Origin of the sequence: Halobiforma lacisalsi AJ5, from assembly GCF_000226975.2 — an archaeon.
GTDB lineage: Archaea > Halobacteriota > Halobacteria > Halobacteriales > Natrialbaceae > Natronobacterium > Natronobacterium lacisalsi.
Genome location: NZ_CP019285.1, coordinates 339,848 through 359,974 on the forward strand (window position 1 = coordinate 339,848; position 20,127 = coordinate 359,974).

The 20,127-nt window shown below is 65.4% G+C and carries 22 protein-coding genes and 1 pseudogene; 11 read left to right on the plus strand and 12 right to left on the minus strand.

Translation table 11 applies throughout. The annotated features are described in order from the left end of the window. Positions 1-92 precede the first annotated feature (92 nt). The 7 genes and pseudogenes from CHINAEXTREME_RS01505 (at position 93) to CHINAEXTREME_RS01535 (ending at position 3,437) form a co-directional block, all read left to right on the plus strand. Positions 93-455: a hypothetical protein gene (locus CHINAEXTREME_RS01505; protein WP_007142278.1), complete on the plus strand. Its 363-nt coding sequence runs from the start codon at positions 93-95 to the stop codon at positions 453-455. A gap of 49 nt (positions 456-504) precedes the next feature. After that, entirely contained in the window at positions 505-795 is a 291-nt protein-coding gene (locus CHINAEXTREME_RS01510; RefSeq protein WP_007142277.1) for a ubiquitin-like small modifier protein 1, read from the plus strand. A gap of 90 nt (positions 796-885) precedes the next feature. Beyond that, positions 886-1,749: an AzlC family ABC transporter permease gene (locus CHINAEXTREME_RS01515; protein WP_007142276.1), complete on the plus strand. Its 864-nt coding sequence runs from the start codon at positions 886-888 to the stop codon at positions 1,747-1,749. Further along, positions 1,742-2,085: pseudogene (locus tag CHINAEXTREME_RS01520) on the plus strand (AzlD family protein). The gene CHINAEXTREME_RS01515 and the pseudogene CHINAEXTREME_RS01520 overlap by 8 nt, the downstream one beginning before the upstream one ends. 61 nt (positions 2,086-2,146) lie before the next feature. Continuing rightward, positions 2,147-2,413 (plus strand): hypothetical protein, encoded by a 267-nt coding sequence (locus tag CHINAEXTREME_RS01525; protein ID WP_029601472.1) that lies wholly within the window; start codon positions 2,147-2,149, stop codon positions 2,411-2,413. A gap of 2 nt (positions 2,414-2,415) precedes the next feature. Then, positions 2,416-2,826 carry a hypothetical protein gene (locus tag CHINAEXTREME_RS01530; protein WP_007142273.1) on the plus strand — a complete coding sequence of 137 codons (411 nt, stop codon included), beginning with the start codon at positions 2,416-2,418 and terminating at the stop codon, positions 2,824-2,826. Between the two features lie 158 nt (positions 2,827-2,984). After that, positions 2,985-3,437, plus strand: a complete 453-nt coding sequence (locus tag CHINAEXTREME_RS01535; RefSeq protein WP_029601471.1) for a pyridoxamine 5'-phosphate oxidase family protein — start codon at positions 2,985-2,987, stop codon at positions 3,435-3,437. 162 nt (positions 3,438-3,599) lie between these two features. Here CHINAEXTREME_RS01535 and CHINAEXTREME_RS01540 read toward each other — a convergent pair whose 3' ends face one another. Then, on the minus strand, positions 3,600-3,749 hold the full coding sequence (locus CHINAEXTREME_RS01540) for a DUF7560 family zinc ribbon protein (RefSeq protein ID WP_044961508.1): 150 nt from the start codon (positions 3,747-3,749) through the stop codon (positions 3,600-3,602). Positions 3,750-3,895: 146 nt separating this feature from the next. After that, a complete protein-coding gene (locus CHINAEXTREME_RS01545) occupies positions 3,896-4,579 on the minus strand; it encodes a helix-turn-helix domain-containing protein (protein WP_007142270.1) in 684 nt (227 codons plus the stop codon). 212 nt (positions 4,580-4,791) lie between these two features. Between CHINAEXTREME_RS01545 and CHINAEXTREME_RS01550 the strand changes: the two genes are divergently transcribed. Beyond that, the gene (locus tag CHINAEXTREME_RS01550; protein ID WP_007142269.1) at positions 4,792-5,172 is read left to right on the plus strand and encodes a winged helix-turn-helix domain-containing protein; all 381 of its coding nucleotides are present in this window, start codon (positions 4,792-4,794) and stop codon (positions 5,170-5,172) included. A gap of 289 nt (positions 5,173-5,461) precedes the next feature. Here the strand turns inward: CHINAEXTREME_RS01550 and CHINAEXTREME_RS01555 are convergent, their stop codons facing one another. The 3 genes from CHINAEXTREME_RS01555 to CHINAEXTREME_RS01565 form a co-directional block, all read right to left on the minus strand. Beyond that, complete coding sequence (locus CHINAEXTREME_RS01555) at positions 5,462-7,387, minus strand: aldehyde ferredoxin oxidoreductase family protein (RefSeq protein ID WP_007142268.1); 1,926 nt, start codon at positions 7,385-7,387, stop codon at positions 5,462-5,464. Between the two features lie 263 nt (positions 7,388-7,650). After that, the gene (locus CHINAEXTREME_RS01560; RefSeq protein ID WP_007142267.1) at positions 7,651-7,836 is read right to left on the minus strand and encodes a DUF1328 family protein; all 186 of its coding nucleotides are present in this window, start codon (positions 7,834-7,836) and stop codon (positions 7,651-7,653) included. 91 nt (positions 7,837-7,927) lie between these two features. Continuing rightward, on the minus strand, positions 7,928-9,814 hold the full coding sequence (locus CHINAEXTREME_RS01565; protein WP_007142266.1) for a bacterio-opsin activator domain-containing protein: 1,887 nt from the start codon (positions 9,812-9,814) through the stop codon (positions 7,928-7,930). A gap of 95 nt (positions 9,815-9,909) precedes the next feature. Here CHINAEXTREME_RS01565 and CHINAEXTREME_RS01570 point away from each other — a divergent pair, with 95 nt between their 5' ends. Continuing rightward, on the plus strand, positions 9,910-10,098 hold the full coding sequence (locus CHINAEXTREME_RS01570; protein WP_007142265.1) for an HVO_0649 family zinc finger protein: 189 nt from the start codon (positions 9,910-9,912) through the stop codon (positions 10,096-10,098). Positions 10,099-10,276: 178 nt separating this feature from the next. Next, positions 10,277-11,374 carry an archaeosine biosynthesis radical SAM protein RaSEA gene (locus CHINAEXTREME_RS01575; protein WP_007142264.1) on the plus strand — a complete coding sequence of 366 codons (1,098 nt, stop codon included), beginning with the start codon at positions 10,277-10,279 and terminating at the stop codon, positions 11,372-11,374. A gap of 13 nt (positions 11,375-11,387) precedes the next feature. Here CHINAEXTREME_RS01575 and CHINAEXTREME_RS01580 read toward each other — a convergent pair whose 3' ends face one another. From CHINAEXTREME_RS01580 to CHINAEXTREME_RS01610, 7 genes are all read right to left on the minus strand, one after another. After that, the gene (locus CHINAEXTREME_RS01580; protein WP_007142263.1) at positions 11,388-14,906 is read right to left on the minus strand and encodes a PAS domain S-box protein; all 3,519 of its coding nucleotides are present in this window, start codon (positions 14,904-14,906) and stop codon (positions 11,388-11,390) included. 146 nt (positions 14,907-15,052) lie between these two features. Beyond that, positions 15,053-15,727 carry a phosphoribosylformylglycinamidine synthase I gene (gene purQ, locus CHINAEXTREME_RS01585; protein WP_007142262.1) on the minus strand — a complete coding sequence of 225 codons (675 nt, stop codon included), beginning with the start codon at positions 15,725-15,727 and terminating at the stop codon, positions 15,053-15,055. Positions 15,728-15,792: 65 nt separating this feature from the next. Further along, complete coding sequence (gene purS / locus CHINAEXTREME_RS01590; protein ID WP_007142261.1) at positions 15,793-16,044, minus strand: phosphoribosylformylglycinamidine synthase subunit PurS; 252 nt, start codon at positions 16,042-16,044, stop codon at positions 15,793-15,795. Positions 16,045-16,176: 132 nt separating this feature from the next. After that, the gene (locus tag CHINAEXTREME_RS01595; protein WP_007142260.1) at positions 16,177-16,548 is read right to left on the minus strand and encodes a rhodanese-like domain-containing protein; all 372 of its coding nucleotides are present in this window, start codon (positions 16,546-16,548) and stop codon (positions 16,177-16,179) included. 70 nt (positions 16,549-16,618) lie between these two features. Continuing rightward, entirely contained in the window at positions 16,619-17,086 is a 468-nt protein-coding gene (locus CHINAEXTREME_RS01600) for a hypothetical protein (protein ID WP_007142259.1), read from the minus strand. Between the two features lie 87 nt (positions 17,087-17,173). Beyond that, complete coding sequence (locus tag CHINAEXTREME_RS01605; protein ID WP_007142258.1) at positions 17,174-17,566, minus strand: hypothetical protein; 393 nt, start codon at positions 17,564-17,566, stop codon at positions 17,174-17,176. Between the two features lie 16 nt (positions 17,567-17,582). Then, entirely contained in the window at positions 17,583-18,512 is a 930-nt protein-coding gene (locus CHINAEXTREME_RS01610) for a hypothetical protein (RefSeq protein ID WP_238593333.1), read from the minus strand. Positions 18,513-18,990: 478 nt separating this feature from the next. Between CHINAEXTREME_RS01610 and CHINAEXTREME_RS01615 the strand changes: the two genes are divergently transcribed. After that, positions 18,991-19,938 carry a formyltetrahydrofolate deformylase gene (locus CHINAEXTREME_RS01615; RefSeq protein ID WP_007142256.1) on the plus strand — a complete coding sequence of 316 codons (948 nt, stop codon included), beginning with the start codon at positions 18,991-18,993 and terminating at the stop codon, positions 19,936-19,938. The last annotated feature ends 189 nt before the right edge of the window (positions 19,939-20,127 follow it).

A 20,127-nucleotide genomic window follows, 5' to 3' on the forward strand; every position in this document is an offset into this window, starting at 1 on the left:
CCGACACTCGCGTGGTCGTTCGAGGGCCATGTGGGTTCACACCGCGCGATTTCCTCCCAAGGGTTCAAATCCATTCAGTGTCAGTGAACGGTATGGAGCGCGACACGGAGTTTGCCGTCTCACGCGAGGGAACCACCCTCGTCACGCTACACGAGGGAAGCGATACGACCGCCCGCGACGAGGCGACCGCGGAACTGACCGAGACGCTCGAGCGACTGACCGACGAGGGAACGATCGCCGACTGGACGGTCGACGGAGCCGAAGTGTACGAGCACCCGGCCGGTCCCTTCGATCCCTATACCATCACCGTCGGGTTCGCGGTCACGGTGACGGTTACGGCCGACGACGCCGACCGGGCGGTCGAAATCGGGGCGAACGCGATCGACGACGCCCTCGAGCGCGCGGAGGTGGAGTCGATCTCCTACACTACCTCGCCGGCCGCGTCCGCGTCGTAACCCCTTCGCTGACCGTCCGTATTATGTCGACCGACGACGACTCTCAGCTATGGAGATCGACCTGCGATTCTTCGCGACCTTTCGCGAGGCCGTCGGCCAGAAGGAATACACGCGGGAGTTCAGCGGGAACGTGACCGTCGGCGAGGTACTCGCGACCCTCGAGTCGGAGTACGAGGGGCTAGAGGGGCAACTGCTCAGCGACGGCGCGATCCGGGGCCAGTTGAGCGTGCTCAAGAACGGCCGTGACGTGACCCACATGGAGGGCCCCGAGACGGAACTCGAGGACGGCGACGTCGTATCGGTGTTCCCGCCGGTTGCAGGCGGCTGCGACGGGCGCTAACTGGGGCCGCGGCCGACGTCTCCCCCTCGCCCGCCGGCGGTTTCGGGAACGATTTACGCCTCGAGCGCTGGAGGGTGACGTAGACCCTCGATGGATCTCGACTCCGAACCTGGCGAATCGTCCGACGACCTCGAGCGGCCGAGCGGGACCGATGAAGACGCTCGCGACGGCGGCGCGGGGCTCGATCCGGCGACCGCCGTCGATTCGGGGGCCGAACTCGAGCGCGAGTCCGCTTCTGCTCCCGATCCCGACCCTGATCCCGACCCCGACCGAATCACGTTCGGGTGGGACGGGCTCCGGGCCGGCTTTCTCAACTGCCTTCCGGTCGCGCTCGGGGTCGGCGGCTACGGTATCGCTTTCGGCGTGCTCGCCAGCCAGGTCGGGCTGAGCGTCGCCGAAGCGGCGTTGATGAGCGGGACCGTCCTCGCGGGTGCGTCCCAGATCGTCGCCGTGGAACTGTGGGCCGATCCGCTCCCGGCCGCGACCATCGTCTTCACCGTGTTCGCGATCAACCTTCGGTACTCGCTGATGGGGGCGGCGCTGCAGCCGTGGTTCGAGCGGCTCTCTCCCGCGAAAGTCTACGGGAGCCTCTACTTCATGGCCGACGAGAACTGGGCGCTGACGATGCGGGACCTGCGGGCCGGGAACGCACGGGGTGCGTTCCTGCTCGGGAGCGGGATCGCGATCTGGCTCTTCTGGGTCGGCGCGACGATCCTCGGCGCGGTCGCCGGCGGTCTCGTCGGTGATCCGACCCAGTACGGGTTCGACTTCATCCTCGCGGCCGTCTTCGTCGCGCTCGCGGCCGAGTTGTGGGAGGGGCGGTCGACGCTCGGTCCCTGGGTTGTCGCGCTCGGGACCGCCGTCGTCGCCGCCGAGTTCCTCCCGGGCCGGTGGTACATCCTGCTGGGCGGACTGGTCGCCGCGGCCGTCGAGGTGATTCGGTACGATGACTAACGGCGCCCTGTCGCTGGATCCGCCCGTCGTCGCCGTCATCCTCGCGATGGCCGCCGTCACGGTCCTCACGAAAGTCGGCGGGATCTGGCTCGTCCGACAGGTCGAACTGGGTGACCGACTCGAGGCCGGGCTCTCCGTGTTGCCCGGCGCGATCGTGATCGCCCTCCTCGGCCCGGAACTCGCTGCTGGCGGGCCGCCCGAGTGGGCGGCCGCCGCGCCGTCGTGCTCGGCGTCATGTGGCGCACCGAGAACATCCTGTTTGCCCTCTGTGCCGGCGTGTTCTCGGTGGTGGCGTTTCGGGCGCTCGCGGCCGGCGCCGGCCTGCCGTTCCCGTGAGATCGGTGACGTTGCTGGCCTCCTTGCGAACGAATTTACTCGCGGAAACCCAAGGATGGGTATGACGACTCGCGTCGAGCGCTCCTTTCGCGGCATTTCCGAGCGGCTCACGGTGCGGTACCTGACGAACCTGGGCGGCGAACGAGTGGCCGACGACGCAGTCGCGGACGAGGACGGCGAGTGGACGGCCACGTTCTCGAGCGACACCGTCGAGATCGGTCCCTCGCTGACGCTGACCGAGATCACCGTCGTCTTCGAGGGCGACGAGGACGCTCTCGAGTCGCTCGTCGACGACTTCGCACAGAAAGCGATGCGAGCGGGTGGATAACCGTGAACGACGTCCCGATCGACGGGCAGGTGCTCATGCTCACCGCCGCGAAGGCGAGCGTCCCTGCCGACCGTCTTCCGGATCTCGTCGAACGAGCCCAGACCGCCCTCGAGGCCGACCTCGACCAGTACCGTCGGGAGTACGAGCGGGTGTACGCCGGGCCCGGCACCGACAACGGGGACGAGGACGCCGACCGACTCGAGGCGTTTCTCGTCGAGTGGGGCCACTGGGAGACCGTCGGCGAGGAACTCGGTTTCGACCGGCGCGAACGCGCCGCGGTTCGGCGCGCCCACGAGGAGCAACTCCTGCGTCTCGGGCGTCGCGCCGATCGCGAGGACGAGTTCGAGACCTCGCTCGAGATCCGCGAGCCGGTGCTCGTGGGGGTCGACGCCCCGGATGCCGACGGCGAATAGCGACTGAGCCCGTCCGCGGCTCACCGCCCGCGTTCGAGGGCCGGTCCGCGCGAACGCCGCTGTTTCCGAGGCGCGCAGTCCGAACGCGGTCGACGACGCTGCGAGGGAAGGTCAAAACTATAAAGATCGTGTTGCACCTTTGGCAAAGCACTGAGACGATGGCTATCGACCAAGAAACCGAAATGACCGACGCGGAGATCGACGACTTTCTGAGTCGGCACGAGACCGGCGTCCTCTCCCTTGCGCGCGATAACGAACCTTACTCCATCCCGATCTCGTACGGGTACGACGAGGAGAACCAGGACTTCTACATGCGACTCGTTTCGACCCCGGACAGCGAGAAACGGGAGTTCCTCGACTCGACGCCCGAGAGCCGACTCGTCATCTACGACGAGTCCGGGTCGACCTACCGGAGCGTGATCGGCAAAGGAACCCTCGAGAACATCGCCCCGGGGGAGCTGACACCGGACCAGATCGCCCAGTACGGTGACGCGAGACGGCCGCTGTTCGAAATCTGGGCACAGGGGAAAGACGAACTGGATATCGAACTCTATCGACTCTCACCCGAGACGCTCGAGGGACGGCGGACGGTCGTCGACCGAGAGAAGTAGGCCGAGTTCCAAGGGGACGACCACGAGGATCGGAAACTGGACGAAGCCGAACTCTCGTCTGTCCTCCGGTACGTCGAGGATCGAACGCGATCGGAAGCGGAGACAGTAAGAGGCGGGAACGGGAACGGAGACCGACCCCGGAGGGAGTCACCGGACGGCCGACTAGTTCGTCTGCTGTTTACCGGCGAAGTCGGCCGGCGACACGTCGGCACCACAGACGGGACAACCGTGGTTCAGGGTCGCTTCCCGCATCGAATCATTGACTTCGATTTCTTGCCCGCACTCCGGGCAGGTGAATTCGTATCTGCTCATGTCGGAATTCGTGTTCGGTCTGGCGTGCTCGTTCGAGTCCGATAGAGACGTAGGCTGGCTACGTTCATAGCTGTTCGTCCGTTATATATAGGATTGCGGTTCGGTTCCGGAAACCAGTAGTTCCCGAAGACTTCTTCAACCATGAATTATCGACCGCCTCCGTCGTGGTCGAGAATCGCGTCGAGGAGTTTCGTCTGTGCCGCCGCGAGATGCTCCGTGAAGGTCGTGCCCGTGATCCCGAGTTCGTCGGCAACCTCGCCGGCGTTCGCCCGCTTCGGGTGTTCGAAGTACCCCATTCGGTGGGCCGTCTCGAGCACCTCGAGCTGGCGCGCGGTCAGCGTGCTCCGGTCGACGAACACCAGATTCTGTTCGCTGTGGTCCTGCTGGGACTGGAGCAGCCGCTGGACGTCGATGGTCGAACACTGCTGCTGGAGTTCGCCGATGATCGCCTGCAGCCCCTGCATGTCCGGGGCGTGAAACGTGATGTACAGCGACGACCCGTTCGCGCGCACGTCGACGACGGGACAGTCGAACCCCTCGACGATCTCGCAGGGACAGCCACGGCCGAGTTCGCGGCCGAAACGGTAGACGGAACTCGAGCCGTAGGAGAAAATCTCCGTCAGTTCGGGGTCGCCGTCATCCCTACGGTCCGGGGCGTCGCCCGGTTCCCCGGGCTCGAGCAGGAACTCCTCGGCGACGCGGTCGGGCGCGCCGGGATCGACGCTCTTCGAGACCGAGTGGACCGTCCCGCTCGTGTCCGCTGCGGCGTCGGCGACGGTGCAGGACGGCGGGTCGTCGATCCTGATCTCGGCGCGGATTCCCGAGGTCATGGTACGGCTATCGATGGGGGGCCCTCCTCCGTAAACCCTCTGTCCTCGGTGCCGTCGAATCGAGTGGTCCGGTCGCTCGACCCGTGGTATCGCATACCACAAATCGTGGGAGAGGAGCGCTGTCGCGGCCGATACTGGCAACCCCATATAAAGAGCCCTGTATTTATTGGGACTTATTTGGAGGGGGACTGGTGGATACTAGAGAGTGAACGATGTCCGCTACGAACCCAGACGCGACGCGAGGATGGCTCACTGAAGAGGAAACCGCCGACGCCGGCACCGTGCTCTCGGCCCTGGACGACGACGCCTGCCGGGCGATCCTCGAGGCGACCAGCCAGGAGGCCCTGACTGCGACCGAACTCTCGGACCAGTGTGACATTCCGACCTCGACCGCCTACCGCAAGGTCGAGAAACTGACCGACGCCGGACTCGTCGAGGAGAAAGTCCGGATCAACACCTCCGGCAAGCACGCCACCGAGTACCGGACGTGTTTCGACGACGTCGTCGTCTCCCTGGCCGACGGCAGCGTCGAACTCGAGTTGACGAAAGCGGAGAGTCAGAGCGGGTCCGCGGCCCCGATCGCCGGCGACTGAGGAGCGTCGAGCGATTCGACGCGACCGCGATCGCGATCGCGGCTGCAATCACCGGCGCGGCTCGGGGCCCGTCGTAGCGGACGTCTCGAGCACTTCCGGTGGATTCGATCTACTCTTTGCTCTCTGCTTTGGTCTCCGCTCTCTGATTCCGGACAGATCTCCCGTCGTCCGAGTAACGTTCCTGCTGTCCGACCTCGCGAACGACGCGAGCCGCTGCTGTCGCCCACGGCGGTAAAAAACGGAGAACTGACGATCGACCGACCGCGTCGACGGAGTCCTCGGGGATCGATCAGTCGTCCGAGGGAGCCGCGGCGCCGCCTTCGCTACTGACGCCCGTGCCGGGGCCGACCTCGATCCCGAGTTCGTCGAGTTTCTCGTCGGGAACGACGCCGTCGACCCAGCCGCGGTAGTCGTAGTACTCCGCTTTCATCTCCTCGAGTTCGCAGTACTCGCCCTCGCTTGCACCCTGGCCGGGGATGCCGTCCTCGAGGAACCGCTCGGGCAACGAGTCGTCGGAGCCGTCGAACCCGTTGAGGTTGTTGTAGTACCGCTCGAGGTTGTAGACGCGTTCGCCGGCCTCCATCAGTTCGTCCTCGGAGACGTCGCGACCGGTCATGCCGTTGTACTGCAGGACGTACTCCTCGATACCTTCTGCGAAGGCGTTGAACTTGCAGATGTCGAAGGAGTCGCTGATGGCGTGCAGATCCTGGAACTCCGCGGTGAGCTCGCCTTTGCCTTCCCACTCGTAGGGATCGACCTTCTCGGGAATGCCGAGGATTTCGGCGGCGGGCGTGTAGCCGCGCAGGTGACACGCGCCGCGGTTCGAGGTGGCGTAGCCGATCCCCATCCCCTTCATACAGCGTGGGTCGTAGGCCGCGATGGTCTGGCCTTTCACCGCCAGCGAGTTCTCCTGTGCGTCTCGGGCCTCGGCGACGCGGCTCGGCCCCTCGGCGAGAAGGTCCGCGAGTTCGCCCTCGTGGTAGGCGATCTTTTCGATGAGGTCGATCATCGTCTCGGTGTCGCCCCAGTCCAGGTCCGCCTCGAGTTTGCCTTCCTCGGCCATCTCCATGGCCATCGCCATCATGTTGCCGGTGTCGATGGTGTCGACGCCCATGTCGTTACAGCGGTCGATCATCACGGCGACGTCGTCGCGTTCGGTGTTGCCGGAGTTCGGGCCGAGCGCGTACGCCGACTCGAACTCGTAGGACTCCATCCGGACGTTCATCTCCTCGCCTTTGTGCATCGCCTGGACTTCGACCTCCTTCTTGCAGGCGACGGGACAGGAGTGACAGGTCGGCTCATCGACGAGGATGTTCTCCCGGACGTTCTCGCCGGAGACTTTCTCCGAGTCGAACTCCTCGCCCGCGAAGCCGTCCTCCCGGGCGTCCCGGGTCGAGGTGTACTTCCCGTTTCGCGTGGGCAGGCCGGACATCTCCTCGGTGATGTTCATCAGGACGTTCGTCCCGAACTGCGAGAGCCCGCCCTCGTTGGGCGCGGTGACGTCGGACTCCTGGATGGCCTGCATCGCCTGCTGGTGGCCCTCCTTGAACGTCTCGGGATCGGCCGGCTGGGGCATCTTCGTGCCGGATTTCACGACGATGGCCTTGAGGTTCTTCGACCCCATGACACAGCCCGTACCGCCGCGGCCCGAGGCACGGTCGTCCTCGTTGATGATACAGGCGTAGCGAACCTCGTTCTCCCCACCGGGGCCGATCCCCATGAAGCTCAGGTTCTTCCCGTATGACCCCTCGACCTCCTCCTCGAGGGCCTCTCGGGTCTGGTGGACGCCCTCGCCCCAGACGTGGGAGGCGTCCCGCAGTTCGACCTCGCCGTCCTCGACGACGGCGTAGACCGGGTCGTCGGCCTCGCCCTCGAACAGCAGACCGTCGAAGCCGGCCCACTTCAGGCGCGCGCCGGACCAGCCGCCGTGGTGGCTGTCGGTAACGGTGCCGGTCAGCGGCGACTTGGTACAGACCGCGATCCGGCCGCTCATCGTCACTTGCGTGCCCGACAGCGGTCCGTTCATGAACGCAAGCAGGTTGTCGGGACCGAGCGGATCCACGTCCGGCCCCTGTTCGAAGACGTACTTCACCCCCAGTCCGCGCGCCCCGATGTATTTCTTCGCGTCTTCCTCGTCTATCGACTCGTAGTCGACCGACCCCTCGGAGAGATCGACGCGGGCGACCCTGTCCTGGAAACCGCCGAGTTCTGTCATGGTAACGCCTCGTCCTTATCTTCGGTCTCCAGGGTGTTAGGGGTTGCCAACGCAAGGTAACCGATGTTGGTTACACACTCGAGGCGGGTAAATCCCGGAGGCGATTGCCGCTTTTCCTGCTCGTTTGGCGGGGCAAGTGCTGCCGTATCGTAACTGGTCCTGCACGAACCGGGTGGACAGCGGCTCCGATCGATGAGTCGGGACCGCTCTACCGACACCGCCCCGCCGTTCCGTGTCCCGTTGTCCCGCCGTCTTGACCGCGCTCACAGTAACAGCGCAACGATCGCGAGCACGATGAAGACGAGCACGAAGATCCGGGCGATCTCCATGGAGATTCCGGCGACCCCGCGCGCGCCGACTGCCGCCGCGACGATCGCGAGGACGAAGAACACGATCGCCCAGTAAAGGAACTCGCCGCCGGCCTGAAGCGGTAGTGCGTACTCGAGCATAGACGTCGGTATCACGACCTGCAGTATAAACGCCGGGTACGGTTCGTGCCGCTAACGAGGGGCTACAGCCCCGGTAACGACGGATTCAGCCCTATTCTCCTTCAAAGAACGCCCTGCAAAGCTTCCCCTCCGCGGAGCGCAGGTGCTCGTGGAACGTCGGCCGGGAGACGTCCATCGAGTCGGCGAGTTCCTCGCCGGTCGTCGGCCGTGGCCACTCGAAGTAGCCGCCGAGGTACGCCCGCTGGAGCGCGACGAACTGCCGGTCCGTGAGGTCGCTCTCGAGGCGGGCGGCGAACTCCTGGCGGGTCTCGTCGTCCCGGTCGCGGTGGCGGAACGAGCGGACGTCGGTCCGGTCGTACCGCTCCTCGACCGCCTCGACGATCGAGCGGACGTTCGCGGACCGCGGGATCTCGAGGGTCAGGGTCGCGCGGCCGTCCTCGGCCTCGACCGATTTGGTGCGCACGCCGCGTTCCGAGAGCCAGCCGACCGGATCGTCGCCGCCGGTGAGTTCGACCAGACAGCCGTCGTCACGTTCGACGACCACGTGACAGTCGAGATCTTCGTAGGCCGCGGCGGCGTCGACGAGCGCCGCGGGATCGCCCGTCGCGGAGAACATCGAGGCCGTCCCGTCGGCCCCCGAGCGGTGGACCGAACGGCGGTACTCGAGATGACAGTCCGCGTCGGCCGAGAGCGCGGCCGGGGCGACGGCGTCGTCTTCGATCTCGAGTTCGACCGCGACGACCGCGTCGGTCTCGAGGACGCGGCTGGTCTCGCGTGCGTTGACCCCGCTTGCGACCGCGCGGGCGAGCGCCGAGAGGATCACCGATTCCCGGTCGTCGACCTCTCGATCGCCCTCGATGCGCAGCGTCAGCACGCCGTACTCGATGTCGTTGTAGAACAGCGGGAACGCGGCCACCGTCGTCCCGTCGACGGTACCGACGGCGACGGCCTGGTTCGGGAGCGTCGCCGCGGCCGGGTGGTCGGCGTCGATCGGGATCGGTTCCGGATCGGAGTCGATGCCCGCGCTCGTCCGAACCTCGATCGTTCCCGTCGCGGGGTTGCGCTCGCCGATCCAGGCCCCTTCGTAGGCCTCCTCCGAGGCGATCCGGTCACAGACTGCCTCCTCGAGTTGCGCCCGGCCGGTCGAGCCGGCGACGGCGGCCGTGACGTCCTGGACGAGTCCCTCGACCCGGTCGAGGATGTACTCGAGTTCCTCGGTTCGGCGCTCGAGTGCGAGTTCGGCCTCCTTGCGCGCGGTGATGTCGTTCTGGAAGCCGACGTAGTTCGTGACCTCGCCGTCGTCGTTGCGGACGGGCGCGATGGTCACCTCGTTCCAGAACTCGGTGCCGTCCTTGCGGTAGTTCTTGATCTCGACGGTGACGGGATAGTCCTCGTCGACGGCCTTCGCCATCCGAGCGATCGCCTCCTCGCTCGAGTCTTCTCCCTGCAGGAGCCGGCAGTTGCGTCCGACGACGTCGTCGTAGCTGTAGCCGGTGATCTCCTGATACGCGTCGTTGATGTAGACCAGCGGATTGTCCTCGCGGTCGGGGTCGGAGATCGAGATCCCGACCGGCGCCTCGTCGATCGCACGGTCTTTGATCACGCGATCGCTCACGGTCGACTCGACGTCGTCGCCCGGCCGGAACACGATCGTCGCCGCGTCCGCGTCGCGGTGGACTCGCGCGACGTACCCTTCCACCTCGAGGTCGACCCGCCGTGCGGCCCCGACGGTCGTCTCGTTGATCGCCTCCTCGAGTCGGTCCCACTCCTCGAGGACGGAATCCGGGTCCGTTTCGGCGACGCCCTCGTTCTCGAGGTCGGTCTCGGGGATTCCGAACACCCGTCGGGCGGCACCGTTCGCGTAGCTGATCCGGCCGTCAGCGACGGCTACGACGGGATCGACGACGTGGTCGAGCGCAGCCGCCGCGGGCGAACGACTGGGCTCGCCCGCGCCGGGCTCCGCGTCGGCATTACTCATATGCCTCCATAGGTAGGGAAGCTTCAAGAACCATTGGGGTCCCGGCTTGCTCCGGCACCCTGAACGTTATTACCTCGCGCGTCATACGGTAACATATGTCAGCATACCGATCACCCTTCGACCGGCTCCGCCAGAAGTTCGAGGAGTCGACCGTCGAGTGCGGGCACTGTGGCTACCGCGACACGGAGGCCGGATGGCGAGTGACGGCGACGGGGAGTCGTGTCCAGTACCAGTTCGTCTGTCCGTCCTGTGACGGCGTCGAGACACGGGAGATGCGGCTGTAAGGGTCTCGATCCGAACGCGTCATCGTCCGCTCTCGTCCGCGACCGGTCGTACTGACACGCCACGGGTCGGACCGCTGGCTCACCCGCGAGTCCCGGTCGGGGCAGGTCCCGCTCGAGCGGTGGCTGCCCAACGGCGCCAACGAAGGCGCTTTACGGCCTGGGCCGCTTTCCCCTTCTAATGAGTCAACCCACGCCCGAAGTCTACGAGCAGGGCAAGGGCATGGACGCCCACAACCAGGTAATGCGCGAGATTCGTTCGCGCAAGGAGGCCAGCTACGACCCCCACGAGCCGACCCGCGTCTGGCTCGACGAGGACAACACCCCCGGCGGCGTCAAACGGAGCCTGACGATCATCCTGAACACCGGCGGTTGCCGGTGGGCCCGTGCCGGTGGCTGTACCATGTGTGGCTACGTCGCCGAGAGCGTCGACGGCGGGAGCGTCTCTCACGAAGCACTGATGGACCAGATCGAGGTCTGTCTCGAGCACGAAGCGGACAACGCCGACGAGACGGCCGACCTCATCAAGATCTATACCTCCGGTTCGTTCCTCGACGAACGCGAGGTCGGTGCCGAAACTCGCAGGGCGATCGCCGACACCTTCGCCGACCGCGACCGGATCGTCGTCGAGTCGCTGCCGGACTTCGTCGATCGCGAGAAGATCGCCGACTTCACCCAGCACGGCATCGATACCGACGTCGCGATCGGCCTCGAGACGGCGACCGACCGCGTGCGCCACGACTGCGTAAACAAGTACTTCGACTTCGCGGACTTCGAGGAGGCCTGTGCCGAGGCTGCCGCCGCGAACGAGGACGCCGACGACGCCGACGCAGGCATCAAGGCCTACCTCCTCATGAAACCGCCGTTCCTCACCGAATCGGAAGCGGTCGAGGACATGATATCCTCGATCGAACGCTGTGCCGACGTCTCCGGCTGTCACACCGTCTCGATGAACCCCTGTAACGTCCAGCGGTACACGATGGTCGACGACCTCTACTTCTCGGACGGCTACCGGCCGCCGTGGATGTGGTCGATCGCCCACGTCCTCGAGGAGACGGCCGACGTCGACGCCATCGTCGTCTCGGACCCGGTCGGTCACGGCTCCGACCGCGGCCCGCACAACTGCGGGGAGTGCGACGACCTCGTCCAGAAGGCGATCAAGGACTTCGACCTGCGCCAGGACCCGTCGGTCTTCGAGCAGGTTTCCTGTGAATGCGAACTGACCTGGGAGACGGTCATGGAACGCGAGCGGAGTTTCAACCAGCCGCTGACGCGGTAGACGAACCGACGCGCTACGCCCCGGGGTCGGTCTCCGGTTCCCAGTCACGACCTCGACGCCGACCCCGGTCTCGCTCTCCGTTTCCGTCCCCGCCGTCCCCGTCGAACTCCGCCCGCGGCAACTCGATCGTCACTACTGCCCCCCGCGAGCCGTTCTCCGAAAACGAGAGTCGACCGCCCGAGTGGGTGACCACCCAGTTGACGAGCCACAGCCCCAGGCCGCTCGCGTGGCGCAACTGCGTGATCTCGCGGTCCTCCTGCAGGAGTTCGCGTTCCTCGACCGGGATACCCGGCCCATCGTCGGCGACCGAGACCCGGACCATCCCGTCCTCAGCCGCGTCCGCGACGGTCACCTCGATCGACGGCTGCGGGGTGTCGTTGTGCTCGACCGCGTTCTCGAGCACCTGGAACAGCGCCGTCTCGAGGAACTCGGTCCCCCTGGCTGTACAGTCGTCGGGAACCGAGGTCGTCACCTCGGCGTGGGGGTACTCCCGCTCGAGTCGCGCGACCGCGTCGGACACCAGCGCACCGGGATCGATCCGACTGGTCGCCGAATCGCCGCGCTCGAGGGTGCGTTCGACTCCGCGGGTCTTCTCCGCGAGTTCGATGAGTTCGTTCGCTCGTTCCTGGATCGCCCGGGCGTGTTCGCACCCGTCGACGTCGATTTCGACCTCGGGGTCGTTCTCGAGAGACCGGAGTTCCTCGAGAAGCAGTTGCGCACAGCCATCGATGATGTTCATCCCGTTGCGCAGGTCGTGACGCAACACCCGGTTGAGGATCTCGACGCGCTTGCGGTGCTGTTTTCGCTCGGTGATATCGGTATAGACGCCGAAGGTTCGCTCGGAGTAGCCGTCGGTCTCCATCGGGGCCAGCCGGAGCATGAAATCGCGTAGCCCGTCGGTCGTCCGGCGTTTGACCTCCATCTCGACGGTGTCGCCCTGGCTGCCGGTCCGGTTGATGCGTTCGGCTTCGTCCCCGCGGTCGGAGGGGACGATATAGTCGTCGATGGATTCGCCGATCAACTCGGACTCCTCGTAGCCGAAGACACGTTCGAACGCCGGGTTGACGGCCTCGACGATCGGCTGGGCCCCCTCGTCGACGTATCGCGAACTGACGACGGCGTCCGGGACGTTCTCGAAAAGCGCCGCGAAGCGGTCGCGCTCGGTGCGCAACTCCGCCTCGAAGGCCAGCCGCTCGAGCGCATCGGAGACGTGTGACAGCAGGAGCTCGGCGAGTTCCTTGTCGTCGTCGTCGAACGCGTCGTACTCCGTGGATGCGGCCTGGAACACCCCTCGATCGCCGATGGGAACGCTCAGGGCCGACCGGAACCGCTCCGTCGCCGGGCGAGCGTCGTCCCGCTCGCCGACGTCCTCGATGCGGTAGGTCTGTTCGTTTCGATACGTCTTGCCGGCGATCCCCCGATCGAGCGGGATGCGCCGTTCGTACTGGTCGTCGAACGCCGAGGAGAGTGCCCGCTTGACCAGCGAGTCGTCGTCCTCGTCGGCGAGATAGACCGCGCAGGCGTCGAAGTTCAGCACGTCCTCGGCGGCTTCGACGGCGAGTTCGCAGACCTCGTCCCCGTCGTCACAGTCGTCGAGACGGGACGCGATCGCGTGAAGGCTCTCGATCTTCGCTTTCTGCTCGATGATCTCCCGTTGCATTCGTTTGCGGTCGGTGACGTCGCGAACGATGCCGACGGTTCCCGTTCGGTCCGTGGCTGCCGACCGAACGGAATCGTCCGTCCCGTCGTCTCTCTCCGGTCGCCACAACGTCGTATTGATCTCGCAGGGTACCGTCCCCCCGTCGTTCGCCTCGAGAGTCGCCTCGTAGGTCGCGATGCCGCCCTCGCCGACCGACGAGAGCGCGCGGACGCGCTTGCGCCGGCGGGCGTCGCTTTCGTCGGTGAGGATCGTCGAGACGTGGCTTCCGAGGAGGTCGTCCCGGTCGTACCCCGTCACTGCAGCTAACCGATCGTTGACCGTTACGAACCGGCCGTCGGCGTCGAGCGCGTAGACCCCGTCGCCGACGGCTTCCACGATCGTCTCGGTCCGTGCGAGTTCCCGGGTCCGAACCGTCCGGTCGAGCGCTGCCTCGACCGTCGCCGCCAGGACTCGCACGAGGTGGATATCCGTGGGATCGAGACGATCCTCTCCCGAGGACGCGATGGTCAGCAGGCCATGCTCCCCGACGGGATGCAAGATCGCGTTCCCCAGCGAGACGTCGGCATCCGGTTCGAACTCGACCGGGGTTTCGTCGCTCGAGACGTCCGTAAGAACGATCGACTCCCCGTCGGCGTAGGCCGTCCAGAACTCGGAGTCGCCGGGTTCGACCGGCGGGACGTCGGCCGCGACGGCCGCGAGTTCCGAGGTAGCGCCCTCGAGTTCGAGGTGCCCGGCCTCCTCGTCGTAGAGGTAGATCGTCCCGAGGGGCTGTTCGAGGACCGTTTCGGTCGCGTCCATCACGATCTCCGCGATTCGTTCGGCGGATTCGGCCCGGATGAGTTCGTGGGAGGTCACCTGGAGCGCCTCGAGGGCGTTCGCTCGCTTGTGTTCTTCCGAGACGTCGCGAGCATACGAGAGAACGCCGACGATCTCGTCGCCGTCGAAAATGGGGGTGTTAACCCACTCACAGACGATGGTCGAGCCGTCCGCACAGACGTTCCGATTGATCTGCGTGGAAGGGCCGCGGCCGTACTGGCAGTCGATAAGTTCGGACCAGTACTCGCGGGCGATGTCGCGTTCGGACTCCGGGATCAGTAACTCGAAGGCGGAGGTCCCGAGCGCCTCTTCCGCGCTGTAGCCGAACAGACCCGTCGCGGTGGCGCTCCAGCCGACCGCCTCGAACTCGCGGTTCCACTCGACGACGGCGAGGGGAATCCCCTCGAAGAACCTGTCGAGAGCTTCGTCGACGCGGACCGAGTCGGTACCGTCGTCCGTCGAGGAGGACGAGGAGGACGAGGAGGACGAAGAAGACGAGGAAGACGAAGAGGAGTCCGACCGTTCGTCCGCGCCGCCGACGTAGTCCGGATCGAGAGCCATCGCGGACTCGAGGGTCTCGATCGTGTTAATTGCGGTGACGGGCGGGTCCTCGGTTCCGTTGCGTTCCGGGTTCGGGTCACGCGTTTCCGGGGCGTCACCGTCCGCGGACGAGCCCGGTTCCGAGGAAGCTAGCTCGCGGATCCGCCTCGAGAGGGTGTCCAGACCCTGCGAGCGCGGAACGTAGCCGTCGACCCCCGCGGCGACGAGTTCGCCCGCGAGGGCTTCGCTCCCGTCGGCCGGGAAGGCGACGATCGGAACGTCCGGCCGCCGGTCGTGGATCTGTTCACAGAGATCCACGGGATCGGTCTCCGGGAGGTCAGCGACGACTACGCAGTCTGCACTCGGGAGAGCCTCCAGGCAGTCCCGAACGCCGTCGACGACTGTCGTGACGGCACCGTCGATAGTGCCGGTGTCGTCCGTTCCGTCGTCGGGCGGAGACTCGAGTCCCTCCGGTGGTGTATCGTCGGCGAAGACGACGCGGGTTCGACCAGTCATCGTCTGTATCGGAGCCGTTGGGTCTATTGAGCCGATTATGCGACGGACGTGCAATGCACGCTCGGAGGCGTTGCGGCGTCGTTTACTTCGGTCGGTGTCGACTCGGAAGGAATATAAGTGTACCGGCCGTCCTCCGCCGGCCTCGGCTACTCGAACGCCCGGAGAACCCCCTGTCCGTCCGTGGGACCCACGTCCGGCAGCGTCGCGCGTTCCGGATGGGGCATCAGGACGGCGACGGTGTCTCGATCGCCGAGCACGCCCGCGACGTCGTGTTTCGACCCGTTCGGGTTCGCGTGCGGTCCGACCTCGCCGTACTCGTCGCAGTACCGGAAGAGGACTCGGTCCTCGGCTTCGAGTGCCGCCAGCCGGTCGTCGGCGATCTCGTAGCGGCCCTCGCCGTGGGCGATCGGTACCTCGATGACCTCGCCTTCCTCGTAGGCGGCGGTCCAGGGGGTGTCGGCCCGTTCGACCCGCAGGTGGACGTGCTCGCACTGGAAGCGGGCACTCTCGTTCGTCGTGAACGCCCCCGGCGTCAGGCCGGACTCACAGCCGATCTGGGCTCCGTTACAGACGCCCAGGACCGGGACCCCGTCGCTCGCGGCCTCGCGGACCTCTTCCATGATCGGTGCGCGGGCGGCCATCGCGCCGGCCCTGAGGTAGTCGCCGTAGGAGAACCCGCCCGGGAGGACGATTCCGTCGGTATCGGCGGGGAGGCCGTCCTCGTGCCAGACGATTTCGGCGTCGATCCCGAGGTGCTCGAGGGCGCGTTTCGCGTCGCGGTCGCAGTTCGAACCGCCGAAGCGGACGATCGAAACCGTCACAGTCGCCACCCCCCGACGTTGCGGTCGGCAGTTTCGATCGGCGTGTGAGTGGAAGGGACAGTCATCTACCGTTCGTCGACCTCCACGTCGTAGTCGTGGATGGTCGGGTTCGCCAGCAGCCGTTCGGCCATCTCGTCGGCGCGCTCGCGGGCCGCGTCCGCAGAGGGAGCCTCGAGGTCGATCTCGAACCGATCCGACGAGCGCAGTTCCTCGAGTTCGAAGCCGAGCCGCTCTAATGCCTGCTTCGTGGTCTCGGCCTCGGGATCCAGGACGCCGCGTTTGAGTCGAACCGTCACCGTGGCGGTGTAGGCCGTCATTACCTGATATCCCGTATTCGTGATCAAAAACGCTTTCGCCTTGTCTTTGTGATGCACGATCGTGGATACCAGAGCTGCGGCCGGAACCGATCAGTACTGACAGCGGACCGGGGGAGTCGCAACTCGTAGCTCTCAGGGGAGGAGTCCGCCGACCGCGGCCCGCAACCGATAGCCGAGCGAGCCGTTCTGATACCCTCTCCAGCGACGCATCCCGCCGGCGAGCGTAGCCGCGTCGTACCCATCCTCCTCGAGGACGGCGGTCGCTTTCCGGGCAACGATCCCCGCTTTACAGACCGTGACGACGGTGGTATCGTCGGGGATTCGCGACAACGAACCCCGCAACTTCGAGTCGTCCCCGGCCCGAAGATCGTCGTAGACGGGGACGTTCCGACTTCCATCGATGTGCGACTGCTGGTATGTCTCCCGCGGCCGAATGTCGAGGACGTGAATCCGGTCGTCCCCCTCGAGCAGTTGCTCGAGTTCGGGCGGGCTGATCTTGCTCATGCACCACAATAGCGAACAGTTGTACAAAACGATCCGGGTTCGCGTCGCCGACGCAGCGATCAGTCGGCGGTCAGTTGTGATCGGTTCGTCGGCGAAATCGCCGGTACGATCCGATCAGCCGCCCGGCGCGCGCCGGTGATGTTACCCGCGCGCGGCCCGACGGTGCCAGCGCCCAGCGCACCCGAGATACAGCCGACTCGAGTCGCCGTCTCCGTCGCCAGGCGAGCGTCGCGTCCTCCAGGACGGGCATCCCGCGGTGTCCACGCTCGAGTCCCAGCACCCCCGCGATCCGGTCGACGAACGGATGTTCGAAGATGGGGGTGAATCCGGTCGCCACCACCGCGCGGTCGGCAGAACAGCGGCCGCCGTTCTCGAGCAGGAGTCGAACCTTCCCGTCGACCGCCCGGGCGGATCGGACCTCCCGCGCCGGCTCGTGAGGTCGCCTTCGTCGGCGAGCGACTCGAGGCGACCGAACAGCCGCGGCGGGATCGAGCCCTCGCTGTGGCGACGAGCCGACGAGCTGTGCCGAAACGGGCACTGCTGCTGTCGAACCCGAAGGGACGACAGCCATGAACGTGACTGCTGTGTCGAGGAGGTCCCGCTGTCTGCGGGCCACCGCAGACGGTCACAGCAGCGGTTCCGGAGGGTAGATAGCGAGTCCGCTCCGGACGCCGTACTCGAGAGTGGCAACGAGGGCCACGACGACGACGAAGACGAACCAAACGCCGAGATACAGCGGCGTGAATCCCTCCATCGCGGGCGAGACGTGATCGTACAGGCTGTAGGCGGTGAACAAAACGGTCAGGGCGAACGGACAGACCAGCGTGTATCGAAGGAGGCCGTACGTCGAGCCCGCACCCAGTACGAACATTCCGAACGCCTGGAGGGACTTGTAACCCAGAAGTCGAATTCCCTCTGCATCCAGGGACAGGTTGAGGAGATAATAGCCGTTGTAATAGACGATAACAGCGTTGAGGAAGCCGATAGCAGCGGCGATAGCGAGTCGTCTGTATATCATACTCGGGGCCCTGTCGTCACTGCGTCATCAGCATCGCGATATTCCCGTTGTGTGAATCCCAGTCAGCGCCGTTCTCGAGGCTGGAACGGGACGGGTACCGGGACGAATTGTTCATCCACCCCTCGACGATTTCCTCTCTCGCATCGTCGAAGTGCCAGTCGTCGACGGTCACTCCCTTGTTGTGGTTCAGTGGGTCTCGATGTGCCTGTCCGACCACTTCGTACGTCTCGTGGTCGATATCGTACAATCGGACGTGCCATTGCTTCGTGAACTGAATACGGTCCATCACGTGTGCTTCGGTACTTGTCACCGTTCCGTCGTCGTTTACGTACCGAGGCTCTTCGGGCAACCAATCGTACTGGCTCCAGTCACAATCGTCCTCCAGAAACGACTTCACCTCAGCCGCTTCGATGTCTTCCCAACCGACGTTGATTGGGGCCTTCCGGGCCTGTCGGTCCTGGGCGTCGGACTCCGATTTGTAATGATAGAGGGGAATCTCGTCCGTGAGGTGAGTCTGCCCCGTTACCTCGTCAGCGCCGGCACGGCGTTGCTCGGTGATCGTCCGCTCGGCCGTGGCGTGTTCCGTCGCCGTTCCGATCACCAGTCTGTCCGCGACGGTAAGGGTACTCGCTTCCTTCGCGGTGATCTCGTCCGATAGCCACCGGTCCGGAATCGTTTCCGACTCGAACTCGAGGACCGGGTCGCCGTACCGCTCCTCGAGGTCACGGCTGACGAATGTATGGGTGTACGTATACGTCCCTCCATCGGATCGATACTCGTGGATCGACCGACCGCTGGCATAGATCGGAAGCCGATCGTCGTTGTCGATGTCGCCGGTTCCCGGCGGCCTGTTCGAGCGGTCCGGCCGGGTCTCGCTGTCGGATCGATCGTCCGCAGCGGCAACGCCGGGCAAAGTGAACGCGATTGACGCGCCAATTCCTTTCACGAACGATCTCCTGTTACTCATTTTATCATTCACGCAGAACAACATTACTTCGTGAGATAAATATCTTTATAATTTGTATTAATATAAATATAAAAATATAGTATGCGTTCCGAGTTGCGGTTCGATGAGTCCACCGCAACACTGCCTCGAGACGACCGAGTCCGGCGTCGCATGCGATCCCGGTTGATACGAGGCTCGGTCCCTGAGACGGGCAGCCACGGGACCTCGCGGGCAAACCCGTCCACAGGCAGTACAGCCGGAGTGCTCCGGAGTCCGACTCGAGGGGATTCACGGGTAAGGATTAATCACGGCGGGGCCAGCCTCAGACGGTCGTGGTACATCAGTCCAACTGGGGCGGGGCCGTCTCGAGGGTCGGCGCTCGGGTGGACGGAGCGGCCGTGGAAAGCAGGACTTTTAGCCGCGCGCGCTCTGAGAAATCCTCAATGTCTCGCCGCACGCTCGAGCGGAGGTGGCAGCGATGACGACCGACCTGACCGAAATCACGGTGATCGGAGACGACGACACCGGACTGATCGCGAACGTGACCAGCCTCCTGTTCGAGCGCGGAATCAACATCGAGGACCTCGACCAGGCGGTCCGGGACGGCGTTTTCCGGATGTACCTCGCCGTCGACACCTCGGAGATGGTCTGTACCGAGGCGAAACTCCGCGAGGACCTCCACGACCTTGGCGACGACCTCGGACTCGACGTCCAGGTCCGGTTCCCCGCCGACCGCGAGGACCAGCAGATCGCCGTCCTCGTCACCAAGGAGAGCCACTGTCTCGAGGCACTGTTCGAGGCCTGGGCCAACGACGACCTCGGCGCGGAGATCGGGGTCGTCATCGGCAACCACGACGACCTCCAGCCGCTGGCGGAACACTACGGCGTCCCGTTCCACGACATCGGTACCGAAAACGGCCAGCAAAACGAGGACCGACTCCTCGAACTGCTCGCGGAGTACGACGCCGACCTCATCGTCCTCGCGCGGTACATGCGGATCCTCAGCCCGAACGTCGTCTTCCGCTACGAGGATCGGATCATCAACGTCCACCCCTCGCTGCTGCCGGCCTTCCCCGGTGCCGAGGCTTACCGACAGGCCGTCGAGGAGGGCGTTCGGGTTGCCGGCGTCACGGCCCACTACGTGACGACCGACCTCGACCAGGGGCCGATCATCACCCAGCGAGCCTTCGACGTCCCCGACGATGCCGACGTCGCCGAAATGAAACGCCGCGGCCAGCCCCTCGAGGCCGAGGCCCTGCTCGAGGCGGTGCGGCTGCACCTGAACGGCGACGTCTCGGTCCACCGCGGCCGAACGAGCGTCCGGGAGAACGGCGACGAGTACCAGCTCGGCCTCCCGTCAGCGATCGACGACGCGACGCCCGACCGCCCGGTCGACGGCATCGGGGACGCGATCGCCGACGACTGATACGGTCCGCTGTCCCGATATCGGTGCAACCGGGACGGATCCGGCGGTTGCACCGGAGACGACTGATAGCGACCTCGATCGTCCATACTGGACGATCATTACGTTTCGAGGTCGTAACATTATCGCTTCTGAGATTGAGTTTTCGATACTAGTTGGACAGGAGTCGGAACATTCATAGGGACATACGTG

Excerpts from the sequence above, each read along its gene's own strand:
- CHINAEXTREME_RS01505 (WP_007142278.1), top strand. The coding sequence starts at position 93 with ATGGAGCGCGACACGGAGTTTGCCGTCTCACGCGAGGGAACCACCCTC.
- CHINAEXTREME_RS01510 (WP_007142277.1), top strand. The coding sequence starts at position 505 with ATGGAGATCGACCTGCGATTCTTCGCGACCTTTCGCGAGGCCGTCGGC.
- CHINAEXTREME_RS01515 (WP_007142276.1), top strand. The coding sequence starts at position 886 with ATGGATCTCGACTCCGAACCTGGCGAATCGTCCGACGACCTCGAGCGG.
- CHINAEXTREME_RS01525 (WP_029601472.1), top strand. The coding sequence starts at position 2,147 with ATGACGACTCGCGTCGAGCGCTCCTTTCGCGGCATTTCCGAGCGGCTC.
- CHINAEXTREME_RS01535 (WP_029601471.1), top strand. The coding sequence starts at position 2,985 with ATGGCTATCGACCAAGAAACCGAAATGACCGACGCGGAGATCGACGAC.
- CHINAEXTREME_RS01540 (WP_044961508.1), bottom strand. The coding sequence starts at position 3,749 with ATGAGCAGATACGAATTCACCTGCCCGGAGTGCGGGCAAGAAATCGAA.
- CHINAEXTREME_RS01545 (WP_007142270.1), bottom strand. The coding sequence starts at position 4,579 with ATGACCTCGGGAATCCGCGCCGAGATCAGGATCGACGACCCGCCGTCC.
- CHINAEXTREME_RS01550 (WP_007142269.1), top strand. The coding sequence starts at position 4,792 with ATGTCCGCTACGAACCCAGACGCGACGCGAGGATGGCTCACTGAAGAG.
- CHINAEXTREME_RS01555 (WP_007142268.1), bottom strand. The coding sequence starts at position 7,387 with ATGACAGAACTCGGCGGTTTCCAGGACAGGGTCGCCCGCGTCGATCTC.
- CHINAEXTREME_RS01560 (WP_007142267.1), bottom strand. The coding sequence starts at position 7,836 with ATGCTCGAGTACGCACTACCGCTTCAGGCCGGCGGCGAGTTCCTTTAC.
- CHINAEXTREME_RS01565 (WP_007142266.1), bottom strand. The coding sequence starts at position 9,814 with ATGAGTAATGCCGACGCGGAGCCCGGCGCGGGCGAGCCCAGTCGTTCG.
- CHINAEXTREME_RS01570 (WP_007142265.1), top strand. The coding sequence starts at position 9,910 with ATGTCAGCATACCGATCACCCTTCGACCGGCTCCGCCAGAAGTTCGAG.
- CHINAEXTREME_RS01575 (WP_007142264.1), top strand. The coding sequence starts at position 10,277 with ATGAGTCAACCCACGCCCGAAGTCTACGAGCAGGGCAAGGGCATGGAC.
- CHINAEXTREME_RS01580 (WP_007142263.1), bottom strand. The coding sequence starts at position 14,906 with ATGACTGGTCGAACCCGCGTCGTCTTCGCCGACGATACACCACCGGAG.
- purS (WP_007142261.1), bottom strand. The coding sequence starts at position 16,044 with ATGACGGCCTACACCGCCACGGTGACGGTTCGACTCAAACGCGGCGTC.
- CHINAEXTREME_RS01595 (WP_007142260.1), bottom strand. The coding sequence starts at position 16,548 with ATGAGCAAGATCAGCCCGCCCGAACTCGAGCAACTGCTCGAGGGGGAC.
- CHINAEXTREME_RS01605 (WP_007142258.1), bottom strand. The coding sequence starts at position 17,566 with ATGATATACAGACGACTCGCTATCGCCGCTGCTATCGGCTTCCTCAAC.
- CHINAEXTREME_RS01615 (WP_007142256.1), top strand. The coding sequence starts at position 18,991 with ATGACGACCGACCTGACCGAAATCACGGTGATCGGAGACGACGACACC.